The organism is Phycisphaerales bacterium (assembly GCA_035627955.1).
Classification (GTDB): Bacteria; Planctomycetota; Phycisphaerae; order Phycisphaerales; family UBA1924; genus JAEYTB01.
In genome coordinates, this window is the sequence record DASPKU010000016.1 from 17,495 (window position 1) to 32,983 (window position 15,489).

Sequence of the window (15,489 nt, forward strand, 5' to 3'; positions counted from 1 at the left end):
CAAACCTGCGAAGGGGTGTTCCAAGAGTGCTGCCGAGAGCGAGATTGATCCATGACCACCCGTGTCCGCTGGCGCGGCCTCGAGCTGCCCACCAAGGTCGTCACCGACCCCAAGTTCAAGAGCGATACCTACGGCCGGTTCTTCGTTGAGCCCTTCGAGCGCGGCTTCGGCACCACCGTCGGCAACTCGCTTCGCCGCGTCCTCCTCAGCAGCCTCGAGGGCGCCGCTGTCTCCTCGATCAAGATCAAGGGCGTCACCCACGAGTTCAGCCCCCTCAAGGGCGTGATGGAGGACGTCACCGACATCGTCCTCAACATCAAGAACCTCATCGTGAAGATGGAGGGTGAAGAGACCCGGACCATGAAGCTGGCCGCCCGCGGCCCCGGCGAGGTCACCGCCGACATGATCCAGGCCGACACCTCGATCAACATCCTCAACAAGGACCTGGTCCTCGCCACCCTCACTGACGCTGTCGACTTCGAGATGGAGCTCGAGGTCACCAAGGGGCGTGGCTACGTCCCCGCCAGCGAGCGGTACAACACCGGCGACGAGCAGGAAATCGGCAAGATCTTCGTCGACGCGATCTACTCGCCCGTGCAGCGCGTGCGCTACAAGATCGAGGACACCCGCGTCGGTCAGCGCACGAACTACGACAAGCTGACGATGGAGATCTGGACCAACGGCACCGTGCCGCCCGAGATGGCGCTGGTCGAGGCCGCCAAGATCTTCCGCAAGCACCTCAACCCCTTCGTCCAGTACTTCGAGCTGGGCGAGGACCGCGTGAGCGAGGAGGCGGCGGCCGCGGCGAGCGTCGACGAGGAGCTCATCCGCAAGCTGAACATGCCCATCAGCGAGCTGGAGCTGTCCGTCCGCGCCAGCAACTGCCTCGAGTCCGCCCGCATCGAGACCGTCGGCCAGCTGGTCACCCAGACGGATGGGGAGCTGCTCAAGCTCCGCTCCTTCGGCCGCACCAGCCTCCGAGAGGTCAAGCGCAAGCTCCAGGACATCAACATGGACCTGGGGATGACCCTGCCCGAGGGCTACACCGTCACCGCACCGCAGTTTCCCGCCTAATATCCGAACCCCCCAAAGCCCAGGGATCACGATCCCTGGGCTTTCCTGAAGAGATGGAGTGTGAGTTATGCGTCACGGCAGAGCTGGCTACCGACTGGGCCGCACCACGGCCCACCGCACGTCCACGCTGCGGAACCTGGCCGCCGGCCTCTTTGAGCACGGGCAGATCGTGACCACGATCCCCAAGGCCAAGGCTGTGCAGCCCTTCGTTGAGAAGATCATCACCGCAGCGAAGACCGGTGATCTTGCGGCCCGCCGCCGGATCATCGCCAAGCTCGGCGGCGACCGTCTCGGCTTCGACTGGCTCTACACCGCCAAGAACGCGTCCGAGGGCGAGAAGGAGCACGTCCAGAAGCTCCGCGACCAGGCCACGACGTTCTTCGACGTGCCGGATAGCTCCAAGGTCGAGCGCAACCGCTACGGCGAGCTGCGCAAGGCCCCGAAGATCGTGAAGCACATCTTCGACAACGTCGCGCCCCGCTTTGCGGACCGCGCCGGCGGCTACACCCGCATCGTCAAGCTCGGCCGCCACCGCATCGGCGACGGTACGGAGCTCTGCGTCCTGCAGTTCTGCGGGGCCGAGGACGGCGCCGAAATCGGCGGCCGCCCCAGCCAGCGCCGCAAGATCAGCGACAAGCGCACGGCCTTCTACGCCAAGCTCCGCAAGGAGAAGGGCGGCGAGGCGAAGGCCTGAGCCGACCTTGATATCCGAATCGAACCCAAACGCCCGCCACCTATGGCGGGCGTTTTCTTATTCCGGAACCAACTGGAACTGAAATCGTCCAAGCTGGCTATCGTTAGACACCTGCTCGGCGGTGCCGCCGACGCTTCCCATTGGATCCCACACCCAGGAGTTTGAAGAATGAAGAACCTGCTCACCGTCGTCCTCGCCGCCGGCCTGCTCTCCCTCACCGCCTGCAACAAAGAGAACAAGACCAGCAGCGGCGACATGGGCCAGAAGACCGAGTGCTGCAAGGACAAGGCCAGCATGGGCGCCACCGGCAAGAAGTCCGACTGCTGCGCCGAGGGCAAGAAGGCCAATATGGGCGCGACCAGCACCAAGGGCAGCTGCGAGAGCAGCTGCAGCGGCACCAAGGCCAACATGGGCGCCACCAGCGGCAAGAGCGACTGCTCCGGCAAGTCCTCCTGCGGCGACAAGGCCAACATGGGCGCCGTGAGCACCACCAAGACCGGTTGCTCCGCCGCTTCCTCCTGCACCAAGACCAACTAAGTTGGTCTGCTGATCTCACGATCAACGCGCCGCCGGCCGAGAGGTCGGCGGTGCTCGTTTTGGATACCCTCACGCCGTGCTTGAACAGCTGAACGAACTTGAGTCTCGCTCTCTCACCGAACTCGGCGCGGCCACTGATGCCGACGCGCTCGAGGCGTGGCGCATCGCCTACATCGGGGTCAACGGCAAGCTCAAGGCGATGATGGGCGGGCTTAAGGATGTTCCCAAGGACCAGAAGCCCGCAGTGGGCGCGCGGCTGAACGCCGTGAAGGTGAAGCTCGAAGAGGCCTTCAACGCCCGTAAGGGCGAGGTTGGCGCGAAGGGCACGCCGGCCGGCGAGATGATCGATATCACCGAGCCGGGGCTGATCGAGGCGTTCAGCGCGGGGCGTCCGCACGTGATCTCGCGGGTGCGGGCCGAGCTCGTCGAGGTGTTCGCGCGGATGGGCTTCGAGGCGGCCGAAGGGCCGGAGCTCGAGGACGACGAGCACAACTTCATCAAGCTGAACATCCCGGCGGACCACCCGGCGCGGGACCCGATCGACAACTTCTACGTGGACAACCCGGCAAAGGTGGCCAAGCCGCGGATGCTGCGGAGCCAGACGAGCACGGTGCAGGTGCGCACGCTGGAGGCCGCGGTGAAGCGCGGCGCCGGCAAGCTGACCGGCCCGATCAAGATCGTGGCGCCCGGGCGTGTCTACCGGCCCGACACCGTCGATGCCACGCACAGCTTTATGTTCCACCAGATCGAGGGGCTGTACGTCGACCGTGGCGTGACCATGACAGACCTCAAGACCACGCTCTTCCAGTTCGCCCGGGCGTACTTCGGCCCCGAGGCTCAGGTGCGGCTGCGGCCCAGCTTCTTCCCCTTCACCGAGCCCAGCGCCGAGTTCGACATGCGGATCCGCCTGCGCCCCGAGCAGGAGCCGCGATGGATGGAGCTGGGCGGGTGCGGCATGGTCGACCCCGCCGTGTTCACGGCGTGCGGCGTCGACCCCGAGGAGTGGACCGGCTTCGCGTTCGGCTTCGGCATCGAGCGGCTGGCCATGGGCAAGTACGCCATCCCCGACATCCGCCTGCTGTTCGAGAACGACGTGCGGTTCCTGCGGCAGGTGTAAGGGTGCCACGACCGTGCTCTAACGGCCGTGCTCTCCCTGTGAGGGCATCGAAAACTTGGCCTTTGGCCTTCGGCCCGCAGCCGGGTATGATCTGGGCGTGCGGGCGTAGTTCAGCGGTAGAACGACGCGTTCCCAACGCGTAGGTCGAGGGTTCGATCCCCTTCGCCCGCTTTCGAAAGAGACAACCCCGGCTTCGAGGCCGGGGTTGTTCGTTTTGGACGGCGGTGATCGGCGGTGCAACCCGCCCGCCCCAGCCCGGTACCACTAGGCGGAATGCAGGAGCGTGCCGATCCGTTCGCCTCGGGCGACGCGGGCGATGTTGCCCTTCCGCTTGAAGTCGAACACCATGACCGGGACCTTGTGCTCGCCGCACATCGCAAGTGCGGTCATGTCCATGACGCGGAGGTTCTTCGTCATGGCCTCCTTGAAGGTCAGCGTGTCGTACTTGGTCGCCGTGGGGTCCTTCTTGGGGTCGGCGGTGTAGACGCCGTCCACCTTGGTCGCCTTCATCAGCACGTCGCACTCGAGCTCGGTGGCGCGGAGGGCGGCGCAGGTGTCGGTCGTGAAGTAGGGGTTGCCGGTGCCGGCCGCGAGGATCACCACGCGACCCTTCTCCAGGTGCCGCACGGCCCGGTTTCGAATGAACGGCTCGGCCACCGCCCTGATTTCGATAGCCGACATCACGCGGCAGGGCACGTCCATCGAGAGCATCTTCTCGCGGAGGGCCAAGGCGTTGATCACGGTTCCCAGCATGCCCATGTGGTCGGCGGTCGCCTGGTGGATATGGCCTTGGGCGGCGAGCTCGGCACCGCGGATGATGTTGCCCCCGCCGACGACGATGGCGAGCTGCGCCCCCGCGGCCGCGGCGTCCTTGAGCTCCGCGGCGATAAAGTCGAGCTCGTCAGGGTCGATGCCGAAGGTCCCGGGCTTGGTGAATGCCTCGCCCGAGAGCTTGAGGAGGATGCGGCGGTACTTGCTGGAAGGGGAGGCGGCGCCCGCCTTGGGCTGGGTAGACGGGGCGGGGGTCGTCGGAGGGATCGTCGTGGCCAAAGAGGGCTCCTTCGGGCGAGTGGCTCGGGGAGGGTATTCAGATGGGGGAGGGTTGTCGGCGCGTGTCGGGGGAGGGGGCGGCCGGCGCGTCGGAGGCCGACGGAACGGCATCCTTCTGGGCCACTTGTCCGGCAGGGTGCGACCGGGGGCCGGGTCTACGCGTATCAGGGTGAGCGGCCCGTGGGGATGTGCCGCCGGCGAACCGACCCCGCCTGGACAAGGTGAGGGATGCGTGTGAGCCTGCTCAGTCCACCGGTCCGCCGGTTGGCCCGACGCGCAGGCGGCTGCCGATACACTGGCGGAAGAGCCGGTGGGATCCACAGAATATGGACAGGTGCGGACAGCCCCCCGGCTGGCGTGCATCTGAATGAGGGCCTCCGGTGTCAAGAGTGAGACGAGTGGGGTGATGTGAGCCGCACGATGCCGAACCTTCAGCCCAGCATGGACCCGGTGCAGCGACTGCGCGAGGAGCCTGGCGTGCTCCGCGTGATCGGGAGCGATTACAAGCGGGCCTCGCTGAGCGGGCTGCTGGTGTCGATCGTGGTGCACGCGTGTTTCCTGATCATCGCCGCGATGGTGGTGGTCGGGGGGCGGGGCGGGGACGGCACCGACGGCAGTGGGGGCGGTGACCCGGGGCCGATTGAAATGGCGGTGGTCAGCGAGGGCGAGCTCAGCGAGATCCAGGACGCGGCCATGGGCGCGGACACACCCTCGGTGCCCGATGCCGCGGTTCGGGACGTCGAGGTCACGACGAACATCCCCGATGTAGGCCCTGCGACCGGCGGCGGCGCGGAGGGATTGGGCGAGATTGGGACGCTCAGCGGCGGTGGTGACATCTCGCTGGGCGGGGGCGAGGGCAGCGGGCTGGGCGGCTCGGGCGGGGGCGGCGCCAACTTCTTTGGCGTCGAAGCACAGGGCAGCCGCTTTGCCTACCTCGTGGACGTCTCAGGGTCGATGGGCGAGCCGCTGGCGAACGGTGAGGGCACCCGCATCGAGACGCTGCGGAAGGAGTTGGCGCGGTCTGTGAATGGGCTACTGGAGAACTCGCAGGTATTCGTGATCGCGTTCTCGACGGGGGCGGAGCCGATCAACGGCCGGAGCGAGTGGATCGACGCATCGCCCGCGGGCAAGAAGAAGCTGGCCCCGCTGATTGTCGGGCTGCAGCCGCTGGGCGGGACGAACCCGATGCCCGGGTTTGAGATCATCTACAACATGAAGCCGCGGCCTGACGCGATCTACTTCATGACCGACGGTGACTTCAACGAGACGGTCGTTGACGAGGTCGCAAGCCTCAACCAGAAGCTGAAGATCCCGATCCACTGCATCTGCCTGGGCACGCAGGCGGGGCAGGAGAACATGAAGGCGATCGCCAAGCAGAGCAAGGGCAAGTTCACCGTCATCGGTGGGGCCGGGGGTGGCAAGAAGCCATGATCCTGCGGTACGCACCAGCGCTGGTGGCGGGGACGGTGGCGCTCGTGTGCGCGCGGGCATCGCTCGCGCAGTCCACGCTGGTCATGCGGGCGGGGGCCGCGGCGCCACAAGGGCAGGTCGCGGGGGTCGGGCTTGAGGGAGTCAGGATCGCGCTCGCGGCACCAACAGGGATGGCGCCGGGCTCGGCGGAGCGCCTGGTGAGCTGGGATGTGGTGGCGCGGATCGAGGGGCCCTTGAGCGCGGAGGCGGCGCCGTTCATGCCGCTGGCTGAGTCGATGTGGCGGGCCCGCACGCGCTTGGAGCGCGGGGACTCGCTCGGGGCCGAGCCGCTGTTCGAGGAGCTCTTCGCCAAGTATGCGGGGCAGCGTGGGCCCTCGGCCGCGGTGGTGTGCGGCGGGCTGCTGCGGTGCCGGTTGATGGAAGGCGCGCAGACGGGCGCGGTCGCGCCGTTCCTGGCGTACGTGCACGCATTGCCCGAGGAGCACGCGGCGGGGCTGGCGATGCCGAGCTTTGAGCCCGCGGCCGCCGCGGCGGTGGATGCTTCGACGCAGGTGGCGCCCCTGCTCCCGCCCGTGTGGGTCAATGTGACGTCCGTGCAGGCGCTCGCGAACGCCTCGTGGCCGCTGAGCAACCAGGAGGGCGTCCGTGCGCGGGCGCTGGTGCTCCAGTCGCTGTACCAGCAGGCCGCGCGGTTCGAGGCGGGGCTGCCGGCCGAGACGCCGGTGCTGAGCGCTGAGAAGGACGACGGCGTGGCGCTGGTGGGCGAGGTTGTGGCGGCGCGGATCGGCAATGAAAACCAGCGGGCGGCGGCCCGTCAGGCGCTCGCGGCACGCCTGAAGAAGCGGCCGGTGGCGTGGATCGAGGTCTGGTGCCGCGTCGGCATCGGACGCTCGCTGCTGCGGGAGGGTTCGAGGGATGCGCAGCTGCTGGGTGTCAGCGAACTGCTCGAAGTGCCAGCACGTCTGGAGCGAGTGAACGCGTACCTCACGGGCATCGCGCTCGCAGAGGCCGCCGTCGCGCTGCACACGCTCGGCGACCACCCCGGCGCGACGCGACTCCGCACGGAGCTCAACGACCACTTCGCCGGGCACCCCGCGCTGGAATGGGAGCAGCTGCGGTCCTGGCCCAACTACGCCCCGCCCAAGGCGGCGCCCGTGCTGCCGCTACCAAAGACAACGAGTGACGACCTGGAGTCCCCCAGCATCAACGGAGGCCCTTCTTGAGTTCGATCATGTTCCACATCATGTCCGCGGTGGTGGCCCAGGCGGGCGACGCCGCGTCGGGTCAGGCGTCCACGCCCGCGGCGGAGTCCAGCCGCACGCTCTTCCAGTACATCAAGGAAGGCGGGGTCATCGGCGCGATCCTGATCTTCCTTTCCGTGGTGGCGCTGACGCTGCTGATCATGCACCTGATCCAGGTGCGGCGGGCGCAGCTTATTCCGGTGGAGGACGCCACGGAGCTGCAGCGGCTGTTCCGTGAGAACGACATTCAAGGCGCAATCCGCTACTGCGAGCAGCGGGAGTCATTCCTGACCCGTGTCTTCGGCTCGGCGCTGGTGCGGTGCTCGCGGTCCCCCTTCGGCTTCATGGAGATCCGCACCGCCCTCGAGGAGGCTGGCCAGCGTGAGGCCGACCGCCTGAACAAGTCGATCGACTGGATCGGCCTCATCGCCGCGGTGGCTCCCATGCTCGGCCTGCTGGGGACGACCATCGGCATGATCGGCGCGTTCAACAGCATCGGGCAGCTTGAGGGCGCCGCCCGTTCGCGCGAGCTGGCCGGGTTCATGTCCCTCGCCCTTGTGAACACGGCCGAGGGTCTCGCAGTGGCCATTCCCTGCACCGCCGCGTTCTCGATGCTGCGGCGTCGGCTTGACCGCCTGGTGGCCGACGCCGGCGAGGTGGTTGAGAACCTCGCGGTGTACATAGAGAACCCCGCGGCCGGCGCGCCGAAAGCCCCCGCGGTTGTGCGTCCAACGCCGCGCCCCGCCACGCCCGCGCCGACCTCCGCGATGCCCGTGCCCGGCATGACCCCCGGGGTGCGGCCCACATGAAGTTCCGTCCCCGCGGCGAACTCCCCGAAGCGCACTTCGACCTCACACCGATGGTTGATGTGGTGCTGCTGCTCATCATCTTCTTCACGCTGACCGCCCAGTTCGCCAACGTGCTGAAGACGCCGCTGGAGCTGCCGGCGGAAAAGGGCGCGGGGAAGCCGGACACGAGCGAGAAGGCAGTGGTCGTCGATCTGCTGGCGGACGGCGAGCTGCGGCTGGACGCCCGGCCCATCGCGCTCATGGAGTTCCTGCAGCGGATGAACCACGACATCAAGTCGGGCGAGGTGGAGCTGACCGTACGGGCTGACCGCGCGTGCCCCGCACAGCACCTCAACGCCCTCGCGTCGGGCCTGACGCAAATCGGGCTGCGGAACTGGAAGCTCGCCACCGCGTCGGAGGGGACGTAATCAATGCTCATCCGACGCAGCCAGCGCAAGGAGTTCCAGTTGCCGCGACTGCCGCTCGCGGCGTTCATCGACGTGACCCTGTTCCTGCTGCTGTACTTCATCCTCGCGAGCAACTTCGCGAAGGAGGAGTCGTGGCTGGATTCAACCATCAGCACCGACCGGCGCGGCGCGGCCGCGGGCAACCTTCAGCCGCAGATCGTGACGGTAGGCGTGAACGGCGACAGCCCGTTGTTCCGCCTGGGCGATCGGTTCTTCAATGACCGCGGCAGCCTGGAGGCGGTGCTGCGGCAGTTGCCTAAGGACGACGGGGTCTTCATCAAAGTGCCGGGCGACGTGCCGGTATGGGCGGCCACCATGGCCCTCCAGGCCGCGCGTGACGCCGGGTTCCACAAGGTCAGCTACGTGCCGGCGAAGTAGCGGGGGAGTATCGTGAGGGATCGGGCAGGAGCATGGTGGCTCGCGGCGGCGCTCGGAGTGATCCCAGCGGCGCATGTGTGCGCGCAGGACCTTCCCACGCTGCCGCCCCCGCCCACGCAGCCGGCGCAGGCCGTCACGACCAGCGACGAGGAGGTCGAGAACTACCTCGCAGAACACAACCTGCTGGAGGTGCTCGCGGCCCGCCTTCGGAAGCAGCACAAGGACGGCTCACAGGAGGAGCAGGTCCGCGCGGCCGAGCTGCTGGGCAAGCTCTACGTGCGCATGCTGACGGAGGCCACGGCGCCCGAGCAGCGGCAGCACATCGAGGCGATGTGCCGCGAGCTGATGAAGGACGAGCGGGCCAACACCTTCGAACTGCGCCTGGCGATGGCCAAGGCGACGTACCTCAAGGTGGAGGAGATCCTCGAGCGAGACCGGCTGCGGCTGGCGAGCAGCGAGGAAAAAGCCGAGGCCGACCGCGTGCTGCGGACCGTGCGGCCCATCTTCGACGAGATCGCCCGGCGGCTGGAGACCAAGGTGCGCGGCCTGGAGAGCAAGGAGCGCACGCAGACCGGTGACATGGATGCGCTGCGGGCGGAGCTCGCGGATGCCCGCCGCCTGCGCTCCCTCGCGTGGTATTACGCGGGCTGGGCGCACTACTACACGGCGTACCTAACGAACTCGCAGAGCGAGGCCCTGGAGGCGATGAAGCGGTTCGGCGGGCTGCTGAACTCGGTCTCGCCCGAGCGGGCTCCGACCGTCGACAGGATGCCCAAGAACCTGCTGAAGTACGAGCACGTCGCACGCGCGGCCATGGGGTGTGCGTTGTGCGCGTCAATCATGAAGGACGAGGTGCAGGCCAGCCGCTGGCTCGACGAGATTGAACTGGCGGAGGACGTGCCCCCAATCGTGTTCGACCAGCTGTTCTCACGCCGCATCATCGTGCACGGCGCGGCCCGCCAATGGGCGGATATCGAGCGGGCGGTGCGGTTGCGGCGGCAGCCCGACCGCGACCAGGAGGTCAAGCCGTTGTCGGTGGGCGATGCTCGCCTGCTCGCAGTGGTGGCGCTGGAGGCCTCGAGGTCGGCGGGGAACAACAACCTGCAGAGCGAGGCGGAGAAGCAAGCGCAGGTAGCCCTCGGCGACCTGATCCAGCGGGGCGAGGCGGGGCACGTGCTGGACCTTGTGTCTCTTTACGGCACGACGCCCATCGGCCAGCAGGGGTTCATCGTCAACTACGTCCGCAGCCTGCAGGCCTTTGACAAGGCCCGCCAGGCGCACAAGAACGCGGGCAAGGAGGAGGAGCCCACGGCGGACCCCACGGTGGTGAACCTGTACCGCGAGGCGGCCGAGCTGATCAGCACGGCCACGGCCAGCGACGACGCGGCGAGTTTCCCGCGTGAGCGTGAGAAGGCGGAGATCCGGCGCGGGCTGGCGCTGTTCTACGCCGGTGACATGGAGGCCGCGTCGCGCCAGTTCCAGGCCGCCGCGGCGGTGGCGGTCTCGCCCGAGACCAGGCGCGATGCGCTGTGGTACGCGATCGTCTCGCTGGACCGCGCTGTCGAAGCCGGGAATCGCGGGCTGGTCGGCGAGCGTGACCGGGTCGCCACGCTCTACCTCGAGCAGTTCCCGGCGTCGGAGAACGCGGCGCGGCTGCTGCTGCGGCAGACTCGGGCCGACCGGTTGACCGATGCGCAGGCGCTGGAGATCCTGCTGAAGGTGCCGCGGGATTCCGGTGTGTACGAGGCGGCGCAGAAGCAGGCCGCGCGCCTGCTCTACCAGCTGTACCGCAAGGCCCCGCAGGAGGAGAAGGACTTCGCTGCGGTGCGCTTTGCCGACGTCGCCGAGGGCGTGCTCAAGCTCGAGCACACGCGGGCGATGGCCGACCGCGGTCAGGTGGCGAAGGACGCGGCCGCGGACCTGGTGATCCGGGTGCGCCAGCTTGCCGATGCGCTGCTGGCGATGACAGCGCCGGATATCGGTCGCGTGGAGGCGGCGCTGGCCTCACTGGACGCGGTAGCGGCGTTCCACTCGCTGGACCTGTCAAGTCTGGAAGGGGAGCTCACGTTCCGGCGCGTGCAGATCGCGGTGGCGCAGGGCGACGAGGCGGCAATCGTGCGGCACACCGATAGGCTCCGAGCTATGGGCGGAGCATTCGCGGATGCGAGCGACCGCGTGCTGTTCCGGCGGGCGCTGCGGCTGTTCAAGCAGAGCGGGGAGAACCCGGGGCAGGCGAGACAGGTGCTCCGCTATGGCCGGCGCGTGCTGGAGGGCAGCGGCGGCTCGCGCGACGCGTCGATCGTGGCGGTCCGCGACTCGGTCGCGCACGCGGCCGCGGTGATCTGGCGGGCTGAGCAGGACGCGGACATGCGCGACCTGGCCATCACGCTCGACCGCGAGCAGCTGGAGGCGGGGCAACGCACCGCGTCGAGCCTGCGGCGGCTAGGCGAGCTGCTGGAGGCCGCAGGCGATAAGCCCAAGGCGCTGGCGGCGTGGCGGGAGCTGCTCAATGGCATCCAGAATGGCACGCCCGAGTGGTACGAGGCCCGGTACGAGTCACTGCGGCTGCTGCTGGACGTGAGCCCTTCGGAGGCGGTCGATGCGATGAAGCAGCACAAGGTGCTGCACCCGGAGTTCGGGCCCGAGCCATGGGGGAGCAAGCTGCGCGATCTCGATGGGAGGATGCGGAGTGTGGCGCCTCAGGCACCCGCGACGCCTCCAACCGCGCCGACACCCGGGGGCGGCAGCGCGAAGGGCGGTGGGCGTTGAGCGCCGACCTGTTCGCGAAGTTTCTTGGCGTCAACGAAGGCTCGAACGATCCGGGTGTGCTGCTTGGCGTCGGGCCAGCGCCCGTGAACGAGGGTGTCGTCGTCACGGCGCTCCAGAACCGGCTCACGCAGATCGCGGCGCACCCGGAGGGGCTGTCACCAGAGGCGGATGAGGTGCGGCTGGCTTTGCACGCGGCCGCGGCGCGCTTGCTGAGCCCGGCGGTGCGTCGGCCCGCGAGCGAGGCGGCAGCGCCAGTGGATGCACAGCCGACACCGCTCGAGGCGGCGCTCCTGCTCACGCTCGCGACCATGGGCGGGTGGAACCCTCGGTCGCGCGAGCGGATCGGTGTGCTCGCGCAGACGTACGGCGTGCCCGTCGAGCAGGTGGTCGCGCTGGCGGAGGGGTTGATGGGGCGGCCGGTGCAGCACCCGACCGCACCCGTGCAGCCGTCGAAAGTTGACGTGACGAGAGCGGCGACCGCCGACGCGTGGAGCGCGGCGCGGTCCGGCGCGGCGCGGTTCAGGCCACCGCCAGTGGGGGGGGTGGTGGTTGCGCGGCCGTCGCGGCCTGATTTCGACGACGACCCGCCGGTAGTTACGCGGTCGGATCCCGGCAACCGTGTGGTTCGTAATCTCGTGATCTTCGGCGCGGTCGCACTCTTCGGCTCGGCCGCGCTCATCGTGCTCTCGGTGACGATGACGGGGCCCGGCTCGGATCCCGCGGCCGCGACCCCCGAGCAGATCGCGACGACCGACACCAAGTCAGCCCCCCAGGAGCTCTTCCCAAGCCGGCCGCGCGAGCAGAAGCCCAAGCCCGCGCCACCAGCCGCGCCGCCTAAACGGATCGGCGACTGGGACGACCTGCTCCGCGCGGCGTCGGCGAGTGTCAATACGCTCAACACCGACACCGACCAGGGGCTCGCCGCACTCGAGAAGGTCTATGCGGAAATGTCGATGCGGTGGGTGGAGACCAGCGGCGACGGGATGCTCGCGGGCGTGGACCGCCTGGTGGAGTTCCTCTACCGCGCGAACACCAAGGGCGACGCGGCTGAGCGCGCCATCGTGATGATGATCGCCGCCGGCCAGTCACTTCAAGGCCCGGAACGGCTCACGCCCCAGGCGGTGCTGAGGAGCGCGTGGACCTCCGGCGTGCTCGCACGGGTGAGCCGCGAGAAGGACCTGCCCGCGGGCGTGCGCAACCGCGTGCACGACGCGCTCATTGCGATGTTCCCGGGCGCGAGCGGGCCCGGTGAGACGACCTTCCACTCCGGGTGCATTGCCGCGCTGTCGACGGCCTCCGTGCGGCTGACCAACCAGAGCGCCGGGGGCACGGACGACGAGACCAAGGCCGCGCAGGAGGCTTGGAAGGCGTGGCTCACGGGTCTGGCTGCGATTGCCGGAGCCGAAACGCCGCTGTACACACGCCACGCGCTGCTGGCGCTCGACACCGTGCTCACCCGCGGACCCGACCCGCTGAAGAGCCGCGCGGCGTTCCAGGCGATCGGGGTGCTGACGACGGCCGTGCAGTGGCGGAAGGACGATGAATCGCGACTGTGGCTGCTGCGGTGGTTTGATGACGACGCGGTGACCTCGGGCGACCTGTACGCGGTGACCGCGGCCCTGGCAGGCGCGAGCGGGGCCGAGGGCGTGGACGGCTCAATGGTGGTCTCCGGCGGCGCAGGGGCGGGTGATCGCACGGAAATGCGCGACCGCTACGCCGCGATGTGGGGGCTCGGCGCGGGTGAGACGCGCGATGCACTGGTGCAGCGCTGGATAGAGGCCGTCAACGCCCAGCAGGGAGCGGAGGCCTCCAACTCGAGCGACCCGCTCGTCATGGGGGAGGAACTCCTCCAGCTCGCCCGTTACAACCGGGCGGCGATGCTGCTGTGGGCCGGCGAGGTCGACGGGGTGGCGGACTTGCTCGAGCCAATCCAGCGCGCGAGCGAGTCGTCGCAGGACTTGACAGTGCGGACCAAGGCCGAGGCCCTGTACCCGGGCCAGGCCGTAAGTGTCGAGTGGCTGCGCGAGTACCTTGCGGCCGGGCAGAACATCCCGCTGCGCCGCGAACTGCTGGCGAAGATCACTGGGCCGTTCGACCCGATCGTCGCCGAGGTGCTGGTGGAGGAGGCGTGCCGCGGCTCGCCGATGCAGGTGCGGCAGGATGCGAAGGACAAGATCATGCCCTTCCTGAACACGCCGCCCATGTTGAACGCCCTGCTGGAGTTCGCACCGCTGATGCCCATCACGCGTGAGAACGCGGCGCTGGTCGAGGCGGCAACGCTGACCCAGCTGCCAGGGCTGCGCGACCCGACATGGCGCGTGGCGGTCCGGCGGGCGCTGGTGGAGACCCTGCTCCACGTGTTGGCGGGCCAGAGCTCGCTGTCGCGCATCGATGGACTCGCCGAGCAGATTGCGGAGCTGTACACACCGCCCGCAAAGGCGACCGAGCAATCGGCCCCGGAGGGGCAGCAGGAGCCGCCGCCGGTCCGGGCCGCGGCAACGCAGTCGATCGATGTCGCGGCGGTGCAGCTGCGGCTGAGCCTCCAGCGCGAGGCGGAGATGCTGGTGCCCACGGCCCGGGAGCCATACAACCTCACGCAGATGGAGCAGCGGCGGCGGGCACGCGCTGAGCTGGCGAACGGGCGGGTGCAGGAGTTCCAGGCCGAGCAGATCGCGATGTGCGAGCTGATGGCGTACATCTGCGTCGCCGAGCAGCCTAGCCGAGCGGCTCAGGCCGGGACGATCCTGAGCGAGATGGATCAGGAGCGACGCCGATGCAAGACGGCGTTCGAGCAGCTGGCGGTCACCGAGCGGGCACGCCTGCGGCTATGGATCTTGCGGTTCTCGGAGCGCAAGGCATGAGGGCTGCCATCGCAATCCTTGTGCTGCTGGCGGGCGCGTCATGGTCCAGCGCGCAGGGACCGGCCCCGGCCGCGCCCGGCACACCGCCCACACCCGCTCCATCCGCACCTCAGCCGCCCGCGCCGGAGCCGGCGCAGCGCCCCGATCAGGCTCCGCAGCCAACGCAGCCGCGTCAGCCACTCGCCGAGAAGTACGCGCAGCGGCTCGCCGCTCTCGACCCCTCCCGGCCGGAGGAGTACTACCGCCTTGGAGAGGAGATTGCCGACGAGGTCGAGCTGGTGGAAGACCGCCGCCTGGCGACGTCGCTCTACGTGCTCGCGGCCACGCTTGACATCAAGCGAGGCGGCCGCCCCGTTACCGCTTCGGCGGCGTGCGTCGCCCTTGCCGATCTCATCCGCAACGAGCGGGAGCGGCGCTGGCTGGTGTACCTCTCGCGCACACTCGACCCACGCCGCGTGCCGCCCGAGTGGCTGGCACGCGCGGCGCCGACCACGGCCGACTCGCCTGTGTACCAGATGGCCGCGGCGTTGGGGCTGGTTCGCTCGGGGCACGGCATCCAGGCGAGGCAACTACTCGAGAAGCCGGAGGTCAAAGCGGGTTTGGCGCGGCTGGAATCCATGCTGCAGCGGATGGGCGGCGGCAGTCTGTTCCAGGTGACGCGCGAGGCTCAGCGCTGGCCGTGCCCGGAGTGCAGCGGCGGGCGGATCACCAAGCGCGGCAACCCGCCCGACGCCAAGATCTGCCCAATCTGCAAGGCGGACCCCGGGCCCGTCATCTCCGAGAATGTGTTCCTGGGCCAGCTGCGGTTCGAGGCAGTGCTGCTGCAGGGCAACCAGCGGTCCTGGGCAGCACAGCTCGCGGCTGATGAGGGCGCACCGCTGCGAGACACCGATCCATCCACGCTGCCGGTGGTGTTCGAGGTTGACCCCGACAAGCCCTTCTGGCGCGACGGCCAGTGGGTACCCGATCCGTCCGCGCCGAGACCTCCGCCCAAGCCCGCGAAGCCGGCTGATCCGCCCGCGTCCGGAGCCCCCGCCGAAACCGCTGATCCGGTCCCCCCGAGTAGCAGCGGCAGCTGAGCG

At 68.8% G+C, this 15,489-nt stretch carries 13 protein-coding genes and 1 tRNA gene; 13 read left to right on the forward strand and 1 reads right to left on the reverse strand.

Translation table 11 applies throughout. From position 1 onward, the window contains the following. Positions 1 to 51: 51 nt before the first annotated feature. From VD997_14125 to VD997_14145, 5 genes are all read left to right on the forward strand, one after another. A complete protein-coding gene (locus VD997_14125; GenBank protein HYE63128.1) occupies positions 52 to 1,074 on the forward strand; it encodes a DNA-directed RNA polymerase subunit alpha in 1,023 nt (340 codons plus the stop codon). 67 nt (positions 1,075 to 1,141) lie between these two features. Continuing rightward, a complete protein-coding gene (gene rplQ, locus VD997_14130; GenBank protein HYE63129.1) occupies positions 1,142 to 1,768 on the forward strand; it encodes a 50S ribosomal protein L17 in 627 nt (208 codons plus the stop codon). Positions 1,769 to 1,936: 168 nt separating this feature from the next. After that, positions 1,937 to 2,305 (forward strand): hypothetical protein, encoded by a 369-nt coding sequence (locus VD997_14135; protein ID HYE63130.1) that lies wholly within the window; start codon positions 1,937 to 1,939, stop codon positions 2,303 to 2,305. Positions 2,306 to 2,381: 76 nt separating this feature from the next. Continuing rightward, entirely contained in the window at positions 2,382 to 3,422 is a 1,041-nt protein-coding gene (gene pheS / locus VD997_14140; protein ID HYE63131.1) for a phenylalanine--tRNA ligase subunit alpha, read from the forward strand. Positions 3,423 to 3,521: 99 nt separating this feature from the next. Then, positions 3,522 to 3,593, forward strand: a tRNA-Gly gene (locus VD997_14145). 93 nt (positions 3,594 to 3,686) lie between these two features. Here VD997_14145 and pyrH read toward each other — a convergent pair. Then, the gene (pyrH, locus tag VD997_14150) at positions 3,687 to 4,472 is read right to left on the reverse strand and encodes a UMP kinase (protein ID HYE63132.1); all 786 of its coding nucleotides are present in this window, start codon (positions 4,470 to 4,472) and stop codon (positions 3,687 to 3,689) included. A 420-nt stretch (positions 4,473 to 4,892) separates the two neighbouring features. On the opposite strand from pyrH, the gene VD997_14155 reads away from it, so the two are divergent. The 8 genes from VD997_14155 to VD997_14190 are packed head-to-tail and all read left to right on the forward strand — an operon-like array spanning position 4,893 to position 15,486. Further along, positions 4,893 to 5,903, forward strand: a complete 1,011-nt coding sequence (locus VD997_14155) for a hypothetical protein (GenBank protein HYE63133.1) — start codon at positions 4,893 to 4,895, stop codon at positions 5,901 to 5,903. Continuing rightward, positions 5,900 to 7,126, forward strand: coding sequence for a hypothetical protein (locus VD997_14160; GenBank protein HYE63134.1), 1,227 nt, complete (start codon positions 5,900 to 5,902; stop codon positions 7,124 to 7,126). The genes VD997_14155 and VD997_14160 overlap by 4 nt, the downstream gene beginning before the upstream one ends. After that, positions 7,123 to 7,953, forward strand: a complete 831-nt coding sequence (locus VD997_14165; GenBank protein ID HYE63135.1) for a MotA/TolQ/ExbB proton channel family protein — start codon at positions 7,123 to 7,125, stop codon at positions 7,951 to 7,953. Before VD997_14160 ends, VD997_14165 begins: the two co-directional genes overlap by 4 nt. Further along, positions 7,950 to 8,360: a biopolymer transporter ExbD gene (locus VD997_14170; GenBank protein ID HYE63136.1), complete on the forward strand. Its 411-nt coding sequence runs from the start codon at positions 7,950 to 7,952 to the stop codon at positions 8,358 to 8,360. Before VD997_14165 ends, VD997_14170 begins: the two co-directional genes overlap by 4 nt. A 3-nt stretch (positions 8,361 to 8,363) precedes the next feature. Next, positions 8,364 to 8,777 (forward strand): biopolymer transporter ExbD, encoded by a 414-nt coding sequence (locus tag VD997_14175; protein ID HYE63137.1) that lies wholly within the window; start codon positions 8,364 to 8,366, stop codon positions 8,775 to 8,777. Between the two features lie 12 nt (positions 8,778 to 8,789). Then, a complete protein-coding gene (locus VD997_14180; GenBank protein ID HYE63138.1) occupies positions 8,790 to 11,546 on the forward strand; it encodes a hypothetical protein in 2,757 nt (918 codons plus the stop codon). Then, a complete protein-coding gene (locus tag VD997_14185; GenBank protein HYE63139.1) occupies positions 11,543 to 14,407 on the forward strand; it encodes a hypothetical protein in 2,865 nt (954 codons plus the stop codon). Before VD997_14180 ends, VD997_14185 begins: the two co-directional genes overlap by 4 nt. Then, on the forward strand, positions 14,404 to 15,486 hold the full coding sequence (locus tag VD997_14190; GenBank protein ID HYE63140.1) for a hypothetical protein: 1,083 nt from the start codon (positions 14,404 to 14,406) through the stop codon (positions 15,484 to 15,486). Before VD997_14185 ends, VD997_14190 begins: the two co-directional genes overlap by 4 nt. Positions 15,487 to 15,489: the final 3 nt, after the last annotated feature.

Bases quoted from the DNA above. Each gene is read 5' to 3' on its own strand.
- VD997_14160 (HYE63134.1), top strand. From the start codon at position 5,900: ATGATCCTGCGGTACGCACCAGCGCTGGTGGCGGGGACGGTGGCGCTC.
- VD997_14175 (HYE63137.1), top strand. From the start codon at position 8,364: ATGCTCATCCGACGCAGCCAGCGCAAGGAGTTCCAGTTGCCGCGACTG.
- VD997_14190 (HYE63140.1), top strand. From the start codon at position 14,404: ATGAGGGCTGCCATCGCAATCCTTGTGCTGCTGGCGGGCGCGTCATGG.
- rplQ (HYE63129.1), top strand. From the start codon at position 1,142: ATGCGTCACGGCAGAGCTGGCTACCGACTGGGCCGCACCACGGCCCAC.
- VD997_14125 (HYE63128.1), top strand. From the start codon at position 52: ATGACCACCCGTGTCCGCTGGCGCGGCCTCGAGCTGCCCACCAAGGTC.
- VD997_14170 (HYE63136.1), top strand. From the start codon at position 7,950: ATGAAGTTCCGTCCCCGCGGCGAACTCCCCGAAGCGCACTTCGACCTC.
- VD997_14155 (HYE63133.1), top strand. From the start codon at position 4,893: ATGCCGAACCTTCAGCCCAGCATGGACCCGGTGCAGCGACTGCGCGAG.
- VD997_14135 (HYE63130.1), top strand. From the start codon at position 1,937: ATGAAGAACCTGCTCACCGTCGTCCTCGCCGCCGGCCTGCTCTCCCTC.